General features: G+C 55.3%; 14 protein-coding genes. 7 read left to right on the top strand and 7 right to left on the bottom strand.

The genetic code is table 11. The annotated features are described in order from the left end of the window. Nucleotides 1-11 precede the first annotated feature (11 nt). Nucleotides 12-749: an NAD(P)H-flavin reductase gene (locus ACT3RU_RS05790; RefSeq protein ID WP_192527184.1), complete on the top strand. Its 738-nt coding sequence runs from the start codon at nt 12-14 to the stop codon at nt 747-749. A 129-nt stretch (nt 750-878) separates the two neighbouring features. Here the strand turns inward: ACT3RU_RS05790 and ACT3RU_RS05785 are convergent, their stop codons facing one another. Further along, complete coding sequence (locus ACT3RU_RS05785) at nt 879-1,124, bottom strand: hypothetical protein (protein ID WP_483392564.1); 246 nt, start codon at nt 1,122-1,124, stop codon at nt 879-881. A gap of 25 nt (nt 1,125-1,149) precedes the next feature. On the opposite strand from ACT3RU_RS05785, the gene ACT3RU_RS05780 reads away from it, so the two are divergent. From ACT3RU_RS05780 to ACT3RU_RS05765, 4 genes are all read left to right on the top strand, one after another. Next, entirely contained in the window at nt 1,150-1,305 is a 156-nt protein-coding gene (locus tag ACT3RU_RS05780; RefSeq protein ID WP_172118479.1) for a hypothetical protein, read from the top strand. Nucleotides 1,306-1,307: 2 nt separating this feature from the next. Then, nucleotides 1,308-2,393 (top strand): 3-deoxy-7-phosphoheptulonate synthase, encoded by a 1,086-nt coding sequence (locus tag ACT3RU_RS05775; RefSeq protein ID WP_192527244.1) that lies wholly within the window; start codon nt 1,308-1,310, stop codon nt 2,391-2,393. A 69-nt stretch (nt 2,394-2,462) separates the two neighbouring features. Continuing rightward, a complete protein-coding gene (locus ACT3RU_RS05770; protein ID WP_192527183.1) occupies nt 2,463-2,975 on the top strand; it encodes a DUF3087 family protein in 513 nt (170 codons plus the stop codon). 41 nt (nt 2,976-3,016) lie between these two features. Beyond that, nucleotides 3,017-3,742 (top strand): MliC family protein, encoded by a 726-nt coding sequence (locus ACT3RU_RS05765; protein ID WP_192527182.1) that lies wholly within the window; start codon nt 3,017-3,019, stop codon nt 3,740-3,742. 54 nt (nt 3,743-3,796) lie between these two features. Here ACT3RU_RS05765 and ACT3RU_RS05760 read toward each other — a convergent pair whose 3' ends face one another. Continuing rightward, on the bottom strand, nt 3,797-4,867 hold the full coding sequence (locus ACT3RU_RS05760; RefSeq protein ID WP_192527181.1) for a metal-dependent hydrolase: 1,071 nt from the start codon (nt 4,865-4,867) through the stop codon (nt 3,797-3,799). Between the two features lie 276 nt (nt 4,868-5,143). On the opposite strand from ACT3RU_RS05760, the gene gloA reads away from it, so the two are divergent. Together gloA and ACT3RU_RS05750 are read left to right on the top strand one after the other, a co-directional pair. Further along, a complete protein-coding gene (gene gloA, locus ACT3RU_RS05755) occupies nt 5,144-5,584 on the top strand; it encodes a lactoylglutathione lyase (RefSeq protein WP_087109952.1) in 441 nt (146 codons plus the stop codon). 19 nt (nt 5,585-5,603) lie between these two features. Then, nucleotides 5,604-6,074: an META domain-containing protein gene (locus tag ACT3RU_RS05750; RefSeq protein WP_192527180.1), complete on the top strand. Its 471-nt coding sequence runs from the start codon at nt 5,604-5,606 to the stop codon at nt 6,072-6,074. Between the two features lie 145 nt (nt 6,075-6,219). On the opposite strand, the gene ACT3RU_RS05745 is transcribed toward ACT3RU_RS05750, so the two are convergent. The 5 genes from ACT3RU_RS05745 to ACT3RU_RS05725 all read right to left on the bottom strand — a co-directional run bounded on the left by ACT3RU_RS05745 (nt 6,220) and on the right by ACT3RU_RS05725 (nt 13,094). Next, nucleotides 6,220-9,078 (bottom strand): valine--tRNA ligase, encoded by a 2,859-nt coding sequence (locus ACT3RU_RS05745; protein WP_192527179.1) that lies wholly within the window; start codon nt 9,076-9,078, stop codon nt 6,220-6,222. Nucleotides 9,079-9,141: 63 nt separating this feature from the next. Further along, complete coding sequence (locus tag ACT3RU_RS05740) at nt 9,142-10,332, bottom strand: MFS transporter (RefSeq protein WP_192527178.1); 1,191 nt, start codon at nt 10,330-10,332, stop codon at nt 9,142-9,144. Between the two features lie 83 nt (nt 10,333-10,415). Next, nucleotides 10,416-11,465, bottom strand: a complete 1,050-nt coding sequence (locus tag ACT3RU_RS05735; protein ID WP_192527177.1) for a PDDEXK nuclease domain-containing protein — start codon at nt 11,463-11,465, stop codon at nt 10,416-10,418. 18 nt (nt 11,466-11,483) lie between these two features. Further along, on the bottom strand, nt 11,484-11,915 hold the full coding sequence (locus ACT3RU_RS05730) for a DNA polymerase III subunit chi (RefSeq protein WP_087109941.1): 432 nt from the start codon (nt 11,913-11,915) through the stop codon (nt 11,484-11,486). A gap of 69 nt (nt 11,916-11,984) precedes the next feature. Beyond that, nucleotides 11,985-13,094 carry a branched-chain amino acid aminotransferase gene (locus ACT3RU_RS05725; RefSeq protein WP_192527176.1) on the bottom strand — a complete coding sequence of 370 codons (1,110 nt, stop codon included), beginning with the start codon at nt 13,092-13,094 and terminating at the stop codon, nt 11,985-11,987. Nucleotides 13,095-13,125: the final 31 nt, after the last annotated feature.

Below are 13,125 nucleotides of genomic sequence, written 5' to 3'. Positions count from 1 at the left end.
TAGAGGTTTTCATGAGCGCAAGGACGTTAACCTGCCAGGTAACGGCCGTTGAGGATTTAAATCCTGACGTATTTGGCGTGACGCTAAAAGGGCGCGCAGAATCAATGCAGCATGCGCCTGGGCAATATCTAGAACTTAAATTGGATGACAATACCTGGGTGCCCTTTTCAATTGCCAGTGCCGAGCAGGGCGATGGCGTCATTGAACTGCATATTCAGCACTGGCCTGAGCGCGATAATTCAGTACGACTTCGAAATCTGCTCCAGGTTGCCAATCAGCTAACGCTGCGCTTGCCCGGCGGTGAATGTGTGGTTGACGCGCAAAGCGAGCGTCCGCTGCTACTGATTGCTGCCGGCACAGGGTTTTCACAAATGAAAGCGATTGTTGAGGCCACCCTGCGTGACCAGCCTGAGCGGCCAATCTCACTCTGGTGGGCTGCCCGTGAGCATCGCGACCTTTACGCTGAAAGCCTGGCGACTGAGTGGGCGCAGCGCTATCCCAATGTAACGTTTAAAGCGGTCACCGAGTTTCCGCTAACCGAGCCTTTGGCAAGCGGCGAGCGTATTCATCATCATCAGGGCCGGGTTGATCTTGTACTGGAGAAAGCGACGCTGACGTTCAGCGATTATGACGTGTATCTCTCCGGCTCGCCCGGCATGGTATACGCCTGCCTGGATGTGTTGGAAGCCAAAGGCGTGGTGAGTGAGCGGGTTTTTTCCGACGTATTTGCTTATGCGCCGCGTGGGTGATTGACCCACGGTGTTAGTCTGTCACTTTTGGCTATGGCGCTGTTTATTAATCAACAGTTGCCATTTGCCAAGCTTAAGGGCAGGATAAAGATATACATTTTTTAAAACGACTTTTCGCGGCCCCTTGGCTTACCAATCACTAGGAAAAATATGCACACACAAGCGCCTTTCCACACTGCTAACCGCCTGCCTTTTATGGCGGTTAGTGTGTGCATGAGCGTTGTGGCCTATTTTGGATATTGGTTTAGCCACGGTGTGCCCGCGGCCGACGGTTAACGTCGCGCTACCAGGCACACCTTCCAGGTTGCCTGCCGAATCTTCAAGCCCCGGTTGGTAACCCCGCTGGGGCTTTTTGCGTTTAACGGCTTTTGCCATAGGAATTTCATTAAGGAGCTTCACCATGATGTATCGCGCTTATAACGTCACTATCGCTACCGGCTATGTGGGCTATGGCTGGCGATTTAGCGACGCGCGGTCGGTGCAAGCTGCCACCTCCGACCGTGCCCGTTTGGGTGGTAACGCCAATCAACGATGTCATGTGATACCGGAGAGTTAATGATGAATGCCCAGGCAAGCCTAGCCCCGATCAAGAATGCTAACGCCAAACCCCTTGGCGACAGTACGCCCAGCCCTGTTAATCACTTACCAACACCCGCCGAGTTACGCCAAAGCGTTGCCGTTGATGCTCGGTTAGGCCAGCAAATTTCTCAACAGCGAGAAGCGGTTCAGAAAATATTAAGTGGTCAGGATAAAAGATTATTGGTGGTGGTAGGCCCCTGTTCTATCCATGACCCGGACGCAGCGCTTGAGTACGCTGACCGTTTGGCGGCGCTAAGTGAACAGGTGGATGAGCAGATTTTACCGGTAATGCGGGTTTACGTTGAAAAGCCGCGCACGACGGTTGGCTGGAAAGGGCTGGCCTATGACCCTGATTTAGATGGTCGTGGTGATATGCCCAAGGGCATTACCCTCTCTCGTGAATTGATGCATGCCGTTGCCGCCCGAGGCCTGCCGGTGGCCACCGAGCTGCTTCAGCCCATGCTCGCGCCCTACCTGGATGACCTCTTAAGTTGGGTAGCGATTGGTGCGCGCACGACAGAGTCGCAACTGCACCGTGAGCTGGCCAGTGACTTGGCCGCGGCGGTCGGATTCAAAAATGCCACCAGCGGTGATGTACAGGTCGCGATTGACGCAATACAAGCTGCCGCTCATGGGCATCAGCGCTTTGCTCAGGACAGCCATGGACGTCCCATCATGCAGCAAACAGCCGGTAACCCTCATACGCATGTCGTGCTTCGCGGTGGGCATGGCGAGCCGAACTATCAGGCGGCGCATGTTCAGGCAGCGGTTAAGGCGCTGCATGAGGCGAGTCAGAACCCACGTTTAATGGTCGACTGTAGCCACGCCAATGCACGTAAAGATCATCGTCGCCAGAATGAAGTAATGCTGGATGTACTGGCTCAGCGGCAGGCGGGCAACGCCAATCTAGTCGCCTTGATGCTTGAAAGCCACCTGTTTGAGGGCAAGCAGCCGTTGAATCCTAGCGCACTGCGTTACGGTGTCTCGGTAACCGACGCCTGTGTTGGCTGGGAGGCAACCGAGCGGTTGTTAAAAATGGCCGCAGAACGATTAAGCTCACATTAAGCGACTCAGGCTTGTTTGCGTTGGTCAGCCCCGTATTATAGAGCACTCATTTGGATTGCGAGGTTGGCCATGGTGTTTACCCTTGAGCCGCATGATGTACAACGCTACCGCCGTAAGGCGCGTATGATTAGCTTTGCGATGGCGGGCCAGCTGGCCATTTTTGGAATGCTGTTTTCCATGCTGCTGACCTCTGCCCTGGGCAGCAGCTTATGGCTCTACGCGTTGGGTATCTTCCTGGGACTTCTAGCCACCAGCGCACTCTTTGCGGTACTGCGCGAACGGCCCTGGATGACCGAGATGCGCTATGTATGGCAGTTAAAGCAACACCTGTCGCAAATCAGGGGGTATTTACCTACGCTTAGGCGTGCACTTGAAGACGATAATCAAGCCGCGCTTAATATCGTGACCTTTTACCATCAAGGGATAACGCAGCTAGCCGAGCTAAATGGTCGTGAGCCCTCTCAAGACCCCACGTGGCTGGCCGAGAAACATCACTTGGCGGAAAAACGGGCAGCATTGGGATTGCCGTCCAGGTTTGATACCTTTGATCCGCAGGATCTACACGCCTTTAAGCGAAGCTAGTGCATTACACAATAAATCACGCGCGCAGGGAGCCTTGAGAGATGACGTTTTTTACCCCCCTTCGACTAGCCGCTGTGGGTGCTTGTTTGATGGCACTCACCGGCTGTGCCTCTACGTCTTCACCAGCAGACGAGTCTGGCACAATGACCGTTAACAGCAGTGCCCCATTGCTGCCCTCGGTACTTTTTGCTGGAAACGCCGAGCAGTACCAGGGCTGGCACTGTCAGCCCGCTGACCAGAATTTAGTGACAGCGACGAATACTAATGACCTACGGCTTTGGTCGCTGCACGGTGCCTGGCAGCTGCCTCAAGCGGTCGTCGCCAATGGGGCTCGCTACCAGGATGGCGGTATCAGTTTTTGGAATCGAGGTAACCAGGCCATGGTAGAAACACCGCGTGGCCAGCTGCAGTGCACCCTTGGCGAAGAGAGAAACGTTCTTACTCGTTCAGAGCGTCCAGGCGTTATGTTTTTTGGGCATGGCAATGAGCCTGGTTGGGTGGTAGCGCTCGCACACGATTCCCCCACGTTAACCCTGGAGCTTAACTACGGCGAAGAGCGTATTGAGTTGCCCTATATGGTGAGCGTGATGGACAACGAAGCGGGCCGGGTGGTGCTTGAAAACGCCCGCATTGAGCCTTTCTTTCGCGTGCGTATTGAAGCGGGCGCTTGCTTTGACAATATGAGCGGTTTTCCCTTCCCTGCGCGGGTAACGCTCAGCTACGGAGGTGAGCAGTTCAGTGGTTGTGGGCAGGGAATCGCCCCCTAAGCTTTTATTTCAGCGCCTATCAGCCATCACTGCTAGCGGTGCGGTGGCCACCGCTTAGCAGTGGTATTGAAGCGGGTCAGCGCGCCACTCAGGCGAGATAAAGTCGCTTGCACAAAGCGCCATGGCATCTCCAGCGGCCCTTGCTGCGAGACGCGACAGCATATTTAGCTGCAGCCCACGTGCGGTCTCGATCTGCTCGCTGACATCCACAGGTATCCATGTGTCATCCTGCAGCGCTGCGAGGGTGAAGCTGAACGGGTGAAAGCCGGGATAGCCCAGCCGAAGATCGGTAGCAATTAATGTTTCATGTCCCTCAATATTGATGGTGTCATAGCGCAAAAAAGGGCCAGTAAACCACATTAGCCGCTGGCCAAGCGGGCCCGCCAACGCACTCTCTTCAAGCGCTATATTGCGGTATAACGGCTCCAAACGTGGCTGACGCTTGCCATCAAATACGCTAATCAGACCTTCATAGTAGTGATCCTCATTGACCACGGTAGCCCGCCATAGCACCGTGTTAAAAGGGGTTGGTTGAACCAGTAAAGGCGCCTCCTCTAGCCCCATCTCGGCAAGAACCGTTGCCAGCCGGTGCTCAATGTTCAGCTTCGCTCCGGCTGCTAGTAATAAGTAAACGCTTGAGACAGTCAGCGCGGCCGTAGCGTACTTTTGTACCTGTTTTGACGCGATGCCTACGATTAAACCAATTAGAAGAGGCAGGGTGTAGAGCGGGTCAATGATAAATACAATCGGCCAAGCGACCGGTGATGTTTCTAGCGGCCAGAAGAGCTGCGTGCCATAGGTGGTCAGAGCATCAAGCAGTGGATGCGTGATTAGCGTGAGTGTAAAAAACCACCACCAGTGGATGAAGGAAATATCGCGTGCAGGGGCAAAACGGCTGCTAAGCAGGGCTAGTAACGTCGCGAGTCCGGTCAGTACAAATAACGAGTGGCTAAACCCCCGGTGCTCGGTCACATTAGCGATAGCATCGCCATAGTCCAGCGCTACGTCCAGGTCGGGCAGCGTGCCCATTAGTGCCCCTATGAGAATGGCTTTACGGCCCAAGCGCCGACCCAGCACCGCACCGCCAATCGCAGCGCCCAACGCCGCCTGTGTGATTGAGTCCACTAACGTCTCCTTTGAGATAGCCCTCAAATAGCACTATACAGATTTTTCTTTGAATTCGACCTTGTATACTAAATCTGTCTAATGGTTGGTTAAAGCAGGCCGTCATTTAAACCGATAGTGGTGTAGGTCGGGCTGAATAATGAGCTTTGATGAGCATTTGGGCATAAGCCATCTGATATGCACAAGATTTGCTGGTTAAGACCTATTCTGTTTCCATCCACATAATGGATATCCGCGTTAACATTCATTCACCGGTCTTAATGAAAAGGAAATAACATGCAGTTTTTACACACGATGGTACGTATCAGCGATCTGGATGCATCGCTTCACTTTTACTGTGACCTGCTGGGTCTTAAAGAAGTACGCCGTAAAGAGAACGAAAAAGGCCGCTTTACGCTGATCTTTCTTGCCGCCCCCGAAGATGAAGAGCGCTCTGCGCAGCTCTCCGCTCCCGAGCTTGAATTGACGTATAACTGGGACCCTGAAACCTATACTGGCGGCCGTAATTTTGGTCACCTGGCCTATCGGGTAGACGATATTTACGCGCTTTGTCAGAAGCTCCAGGACGCCGGTGTTACTATTAACCGCCCCCCACGGGATGGGCACATGGCATTTGTAAAATCGCCTGACGGTATCTCAATCGAGCTACTGCAAAAGGGTGACACGCTAGCACCTCAAGAGCCATGGGCTTCCATGGAAAACAGCGGTAACTGGTAAAACCTATAAGGTGACGATTATGTCCATGAAGACGTTAACGCTGCGTCATTGCTTGCTGCCCTTGTGTGTATCGGCGGCTTTGCTTTTGAGCGCATGCAGCAGTTCGCCCGCGCCTCAAGAGGGGCATGAAGCACCGAGCAGTGCGGAGCTTTCAGGAGCGATAGTAGATCAGCGCTGGGATCTTTTGTTGATCGGAACAGATGAGAAATTAGCGTTTAACGAAACGCCGTTTTTTGAAATCTCTCGCGATGGAACGATTGCCGGTTATGACGGCTGTAACCGCTTTACGGGGCAGATAAGCTTGGGCGAAGGGCACCGCTTCGATGTAAAAGAGCTGGCGAGCACGCGTATGGCGTGCCCCGATATGGAAAACGCCGCGCAGGTAACGAACATGCTGGAAAGCGCCTATCGTTATCTCATTGACCATGACCGGTTGGTCTTGTTCGGCCCGGATAGCCGAGTGCTTGGCGGCTGGCGAGAGGGAAGCTAGCATCATCGCAACAGCGCGTGTGAAGCGTGATTGACGAAGCCTGCCATAGCTTCGGCGTATACGTAGAGTTATAGATAAACTATAAAAAAACGCCCGGCTCCATTAAGAGCCGGGCGTTTTAGGCTGAACGAGTTACGTCAGCGGTTTACAGCGCTTCAATCTTGGTTTTCTGTTCTTGCAGCAGTTTTTTAGCCGACTGGAACTCGGCCAGCTTGCCGCGCTCTTTTTCGACGACGGCATCGGGGGCTTTAGACATAAACCCGGGGTTGCCCAGTTTTTTCTCAATGCCAACCATCAGCTTGTCCTGCTTTTCGATCTCTTTATTCAACCGGGCAAGCTCGGTGTCTTTGTCGATCAGATCGGCCATTGGTACCAGAACTTCCATATCGCCCACTAATTGCGTGGCTGAAAGCGGGGCATCGTTGGGGTTTTCAAGCCAGGTCGCGCTTTCCAACTTGGCCAGCTTGGCCAGGAAATGGCGGTTACTTTCCAGGCGCTTGGCATCTTCCGGTTTGCCCTTGGTTAACAGAACGTCCAGCGGCTTGCCGGGGGAAATATTCATCTCGGCGCGAATGTTACGCACGGCGATAATGACGCCTTTGAGCCATTCGATATCGCGGGTGGCCTGCTCGTCGATCTTGTTCTCATCGGCTTCCGGCCATGCCTGAAGCATCAATGAGGTGCCTTCGCCCATAAACGTGCCCGCGAGGGGCGACACGCGCTGCCAGATCTCTTCTGTAATATAAGGCATCATCGGATGCGCCAGGCGCAGAATGGTTTCCAGCACGCGCACCAAGGTACGACGTGTGCCGCGCTTGGCTTCAGCGGAGGCATTTTCATCCCACAGCACCGGTTTGGAAAGCTCGAGATACCAGTCGCAATACTCATTCCAGACAAACTCGTAGAGCGCTTGCGAGGCGTGGTCGAAGCGGTATTCGTCCATCGCCTTGGTCACCTGGGCTTCTGTCTTCTGCAGCTCGGAAATGATCCAGCGGTCGGCCAGCGATAGCTCAACCTCGCTGCCCTGACCTTGAGAAGCGATGCCGCAATCTTCGCCTTCGGCATTCATGAGCACGTAGCGCGAGGCGTTCCACAGCTTGTTGCAGAAGTTGCGGTAACCTTCCAAGCGGTTCATATCAAATTTAATATCGCGCCCAGTGGTGGCCTGAGAGAGGAACGTAAAGCGCAGCGCATCGGTGCCGTGGGCTTCGATACCGTCTTTAAATTCGTCCTTGGTCGCTTTGGCAATCGCCTTGGCTTTTTGCGGCTGCATCATGTTGCCGGTGCGCTTTTCAAGCAGTGCATCCAGCGTAATGCCGTCGATAAGATCAATCGGGTCGAGTACGTTGCCCTTGGATTTGGACATCTTCTGTCCCTGCCCATCACGTACCAGACCGTGGACATACACGGTTTTGAAGGGCACTTGGTCGGTGAACTTTAAAGTCATCATAATCATCCGGGCTACCCAGAAGAAGATGATGTCAAAGCCTGTCACCAACACGCTGGTGGGGTGGAAGGTTTCAAGCTCCGGGGTTTTTTCTGGCCAGCCAAGCGTGCCAAAGGTCCATAAACCTGAGCTGAACCAGGTATCCAGAACGTCTTCGTCCTGGGTGAGCACCAGGCCCGCATCCAGGCCATGTTTTTCACGTGCTTCGGCTTCGCTGTGGGCAACGTACACATTGCCTTCTGCGTCATACCAGGCCGGAATACGGTGGCCCCACCACAGCTGACGGGAAATACACCAATCCTGAAGGTCGCGCATCCATGCAAAATACATGTTTTCGTAGTTTTTAGGGACAAACTGAATGTCGCCGTTCTCTACGGCTTTAATCGCTGGTTTGGCCAGCGACTCAACGGCCACGAACCACTGGTCGGTAAGCAGCGGCTCAATCACATCACCCGAGCGGTCGCCATAGGGCAGAGTGTTGTTGACGGCTTCCACTTGCTCCAGCAGGCCAAGTGCGTCCATGTCGGCGACAATCTGTTTACGCGCTTCAAAACGATCAAGGCCTGCGTACTTGGCGGGCAGGCTAGCGTCTTCTTCAGGCTGGGGCTGGCCCTTAAGGTTGAAGATTTCCGCCTGTTCAAGAATCGCGGCGTCTTTGGAAAAAACGTTGATCAGCAGGTGGTTCTGGCGCTTGCCGACTTCATAGTCATTGAAGTCGTGGGCCGGGGTGATTTTCACACAGCCCGAGCCTTTCTCCATATCGGCGTGTTCGTCGGCCACTACAGGGATGCGGCGGCCCACCAGCGGTAGCTCAATAAACTTGCCCACCAGCGAGGCGTATCGTGCATCTTCTGGGTTGACTGCAACGCCGGTATCGCCCAGCAGGGTTTCGGGGCGGGTGGTGGCAACCACGACATAATCCTTGCCATCGGCGGTTTTAACGCCGTCGGCCAGCGGATAACGGAAGTGCCAGAAGCTGCCTTGCTGCTCCTTGTTCTCCACTTCCAGGTCGGAAATCGCCGTGTGTAGCGTCGGGTCCCAGTTGACCAGCCGCTTGCCACGATAAACCAGTTTCTCCTCATGCAGACGCACGAAGACTTCCTGAACGGCTTTATAGAAACCGTCATCCATGGTGAAGCGCTCGCGACTCCAATCAACGCTGGCGCCCATGCGGCGCAGTTGGCGGGTAATGTGCCCGCCAGACTCTTCCTTCCACTCCCAAACTTTATCAATAAACGCATCGCGGCCCAGGTCGTGGCGCGTTTTGCCCTCTTCTGCAGCGATCTTGCGCTCAACCAGCATTTGCGTGGCGATACCCGCATGGTCGGTGCCTACCTGCCACAGCGTATTGTTACCCTGCATTCGCTTCCAGCGCGTCATGGTATCCATGATGGTGTCCTGGAACGCGTGGCCCATGTGCAGGCTGCCGGTGACGTTGGGCGGCGGAATCATGATGGAGAAAGGCGCGCCCTTACCCGAAGGGGCAAAGCGGTTATCGGCTTCCCAGCGCTTATACCAGCGGGTTTCAATCTGTTCGGGTTGGTAGGTCTTTTCCATGGGGAGTCGGCTCACAACGTGCAAAAAAATGGTGACAAGTATAGCGCGATAAGGGGCAGAGCGTCAGGCCTTTGCCGAGGGGAGATGTAACCCACGCATCGCGATTAAACCCAACACAGGGCCTGGCAACAACCACCAGATAACCGCCACGCTCTGGCTTGCCCAAAGGGCGGTGACCAAGGCAATGGAGGGAATGGTCAAACCAAAGCCGATAGCGTTCATCATGGCCAAGGCCGCGCCCAGCCGCTCAGCGGGCGCGTGGGCCGATGCCAGCGCCGAAAACTGCGCTGAATCGGCAATCACGCTAATGCCCCAAACGCCCAGCAGCGCCAGCAGTAACCAGGGTGAAAGGCTGCCCAATAGCGGGTAAACCAGGCAAAGTACGCCCGATGTTAATAGCGCCACAAAAGCGACGTGGGCGCTACCCGCTTTCCGGCTCCACCGACCTGCCCACACGCAGCCAGGCAGGCCAAGGGCAATAACGGCAAAGCTTAGCCACGGCTGAAGGCTTGCTGACGCATTGAGCCGCTCAAGCTCGCGGCTAACCAAAAAAGGCACCAGTGCCCAGAATGCATAAAGCTCCCAACAGTGGCCGAAGTAGCCTAGGGCGGCCTTGCGAAACTGACGCTGCTTGAACGCACCAAGCCCGGCCCAGGGGCGTCCGCTTCCGGCTTTAGCGGGCAGGTGGGGCCCAACGCCTAGCCGGAAAACCATCAACGCCGCGACCAGCGCCAACAGCGATGCCAATAGCAGTGGCCATTGCCAGGGCAGGTGCAACGTTAATCCGCGCAGTAAATGGGGAGAGGCGATGCCTAGCGTTAACATGCCGACAAGCCAGCCCAGAGCCGCGCCCGCATGCGAAGGTGTCCAACTCACCACCAGCTTCATGCCCAACGGGTAGATGCCTGCCAGGCAAAGGCCGGTGGCACAGCGTGCCACTGCCGCCAACGTTATGCTGTCGGCAACGCCAATAAACGCCGCGTTGATAAGTGCACCGAGCACCGCCGACAGCGCAAACAGATGGCTTGCCCGCATGTGGTCGGCAAGGCCGGTAATGGCGATTAACAGCGTACCGGTGATAAACCCGGCCTGCACCGCGATGGTCAGTAAACCGAGATCACCTTCACTAAGACCCACCGCCTCCTGTAATGCCAAGCCAACGCCATTAACGCTAAACCACAGCGAGGTGCCAAACAGCTGAGCAATAACAATCACAGCGAGCGGATGGCGAGTTAAAAAAGAGGCAGACATCATCATACTCTTCCGCTAATTCGTTATTGTTAGCGTTTTGCTTTGTTGGTCATTTGTGCCACAAAGCTTACGCGGTGTTGCTTCTTCTATTTAGACTGATCTTTTATCTCGCCTAGTTCTTGCTCGATCTTCTCAATGCTAGGCAGGCCCGATTGTAGTTCGGTAGGCAGCGATTCCAACAGTTTGTATTCGGCAATGCCCATCGGCTGGGACTTATCGCTTAACGCATACTCGGCCACCACCTTGTTCTTGCTCTTACATAGCAGAAGGCCGATGCTGGGGTTGTCCTGCTCACCTTTAAGTTGGCGATCAACCGTCGTGAGATAAAAGCCCAGTTGTCCCAAGTGTTCTGGCTTGAACTTGCCGGTCTTCAGTTCAATTACCACATAGCAACGCAGCTTAAGATGGTAAAAGAGCAGATCAATAAAAAACTCCTCACCGCCCACATCGATGACTACCTGCCGTCCGACAAAAGCAAAGCCTGCACCCAGCTCCAGCAAAAACTCTGTGACATGACGCACTAATGCCCCTTCCACTTCACGCTCCTGCGATTCGGCAGACAGCCCGAGAAAATCAAAGCGGTAGGGATCTTTCAGCGACTCGCGCGCCAGGTCGGATTGTGGCTTGGGTAGGCGGGCCTCGAAATTGGTAACCGCAGCTCCTTGGCGTTCCAGTAAGCGGGTTTCAATCTGCATCACCAGTACATTGCGTGACCACCCATGTTCCAGGGCGGCATGGGCATAAGCCAAACGCTCAGTGGGCTCTTTTAACTTGCTCAACAGCACCAAGTTGTGGCCCCAGGGTAATTGTCCAACAGCCTGTTGGACAATTTCGGCGTCTGGCCAAGCCTCGGCAAACGCGCGCATGTACATCAAGTTTGCTCTGGAAAATCCTTTTCCTTCGGGAAAGGCCGTACGTAAATCATTTGCCAGTCGATCTATTACTTTGGCTCCCCAGCCCTGTTCGGCCTGGCGATGGAGAATATCCTGTCCAGTCTGCCAATAGAGCAGCACCAGCTCGCGATTGACCGCCAGTGTCGCCCGCTGCTGGGCGCTATGAATGCGGTTCTTGAGCTCAGCCAGCCAGGCTGTATAGCCCTCCGGCGGTGTTGTCAGTGACGCAGGTTTGTCGTTCATAAGAACCGCTCATTTTGGTTAACCAAGCTTGTGCGGCACCACTTCGTGGCCCAGTTCTTTATAGCGCTGCCAGCAGGCGCGTTTGGCGACCAGAACGTGTTGATGCTGGTTGATAATTTCGGCAACGCGCGCATAGCGCTCAACGCCATCAGGAATATCGGGATGCAGATTGAGAAGCGCGGTTTCTTCTTTGGGCGTAGGCAGGGTTTGCCAGCCCAGCGTTATCGGTACGCTGGCCGCCATTTCACTGTCTTCAAGCGCGTGGGGCAGGTAGGCGTCTTCGCGAAAATTCCACAGGGCCGCATCAGCCTGCTCGGCCAAGGCCTTGTCTTCGCAGTGAAGGTGAAGCCGGTACCCCTTACGCCAAATGGTTTCGGCCAGCTTACAGGCGAATGCCAAACGCGCTTCCAGGGTGGTATCCGGGAGGATATAAAAATCGATGCGCGCCATAGCGGCTCCAGCTCTTTCAAAACGCGTTTAAAACAGTGCCGCCGCCATGGCTGGCGGCGGCGGGAGGCATTACACTAACCGGGTGAGCCAGCCGTGCTTGTCTTCACTGCGCCCGTACTGCACGTCGAGCAGCTTTTTACGAATGCGCATGGCCACGTCGTTGCCGCCGTCGCCGTTCAGGCGAATACGCTCATTTTCCGTCACCAGCTCGCCCACCGGTGTGATGACCGCCGCGGTTCCGCAAGCGAACACTTCGGTAATCTCTCCGGAGGCCGCGCCTTCGCGCCACTCATCAATGCTGATCGGGCGCTCTTCGGGCGTTAAGCCTTCATCTTTCGCAAGCGTGAGCACTGAGTTGCGGGTAACGCCTTCCAGAATGGTGTCGGTCAAGCGTGGCGTCACCAAGCGCCCATCCTTGAAAACAAAGAACAGGTTCATGCCGCCCAGCTCTTCAACCCATTTGCTCTCCTCCGCGTCCAGAAACGCCACTTGGCCGCAGCCGTGAGCTTCAGCTTCTTTTTGCGCGGCCAATGAGGCCGCGTAGTTACCGCCGCACTTGGCAAAGCCGGTGCCGCCGGGGGCTGCCCGCTTGTAGTGCGAGGAGAGCCAAATCGAAACGGGGCTGATGCCGCCTTTAAAGTAAGACGCTGCCGGAGAAGCGATCACGTAGTAGTCGACTTCGTGAGCCGGGCGTACGCCTAAAAAGGCTTCAGAGGCGATCATGAACGGGCGCAGATACAGGCTGCACTCGTCGGCATCGCTTGACGGTGTGGGCACCCAGGTAGTGTCCTGGGCCAGCAGCGCCTTGATGGAACCAATGAAGTCTTCATCGGAGAGTTCCGGCAGTGCCAGGCGGCGGGCGCTGCGGCGAAAACGCTCGGCGTTTTTCTCAGGGCGGAAAGTCCAGACCGAGCCATCGGCATGGCGGTAGGCTTTGATGCCTTCAAAAATTTCCTGGCCGTAATGCAGGACCGATGCGGCCGGATCAAGCGTCAGCGGGCCGTAGGGGCGTACCTGGTGGCCGTGCCAGTCGGCATCTACCGTCCAGCGGATATTGACCATATGGTCGCTGAAATGCTTGCCAAAGCCTGGGTTGGCCAGGATGTTGTCACGAATGCTGTCGGCCGTTGGTTGATTGGACGGCAGGATTTCAAAACGAGTCGTAGAGCTAGTGGGCACGGCGTGTTTTCTCCGCTAGAGCCAGGCCCCG

The sequence above is a fragment of the Halomonas sp. TP35 genome (genome assembly GCF_052375975.1).
GTDB lineage: Bacteria > Pseudomonadota > Gammaproteobacteria > Pseudomonadales > Halomonadaceae > Vreelandella > Vreelandella citrativorans.
The sequence above is the reverse complement of the archived record's forward strand: the minus strand, read 5'-3'. Positions and strand labels throughout refer to the sequence as shown.

Excerpts from the sequence above, each read along its gene's own strand:
- ACT3RU_RS05790 (WP_192527184.1), top strand. The coding sequence starts at position 12 with ATGAGCGCAAGGACGTTAACCTGCCAGGTAACGGCCGTTGAGGATTTA.
- ACT3RU_RS05785 (WP_483392564.1), bottom strand. The coding sequence starts at position 1,124 with ATGGCAAAAGCCGTTAAACGCAAAAAGCCCCAGCGGGGTTACCAACCG.
- ACT3RU_RS05780 (WP_172118479.1), top strand. The coding sequence starts at position 1,150 with ATGATGTATCGCGCTTATAACGTCACTATCGCTACCGGCTATGTGGGC.
- ACT3RU_RS05775 (WP_192527244.1), top strand. The coding sequence starts at position 1,308 with ATGAATGCCCAGGCAAGCCTAGCCCCGATCAAGAATGCTAACGCCAAA.
- ACT3RU_RS05770 (WP_192527183.1), top strand. The coding sequence starts at position 2,463 with ATGGTGTTTACCCTTGAGCCGCATGATGTACAACGCTACCGCCGTAAG.
- ACT3RU_RS05765 (WP_192527182.1), top strand. The coding sequence starts at position 3,017 with ATGACGTTTTTTACCCCCCTTCGACTAGCCGCTGTGGGTGCTTGTTTG.
- gloA (WP_087109952.1), top strand. The coding sequence starts at position 5,144 with ATGCAGTTTTTACACACGATGGTACGTATCAGCGATCTGGATGCATCG.
- ACT3RU_RS05750 (WP_192527180.1), top strand. The coding sequence starts at position 5,604 with ATGTCCATGAAGACGTTAACGCTGCGTCATTGCTTGCTGCCCTTGTGT.
- ACT3RU_RS05745 (WP_192527179.1), bottom strand. The coding sequence starts at position 9,078 with ATGGAAAAGACCTACCAACCCGAACAGATTGAAACCCGCTGGTATAAG.
- ACT3RU_RS05740 (WP_192527178.1), bottom strand. The coding sequence starts at position 10,332 with ATGATGTCTGCCTCTTTTTTAACTCGCCATCCGCTCGCTGTGATTGTT.
- ACT3RU_RS05735 (WP_192527177.1), bottom strand. The coding sequence starts at position 11,465 with ATGAACGACAAACCTGCGTCACTGACAACACCGCCGGAGGGCTATACA.
- ACT3RU_RS05730 (WP_087109941.1), bottom strand. The coding sequence starts at position 11,915 with ATGGCGCGCATCGATTTTTATATCCTCCCGGATACCACCCTGGAAGCG.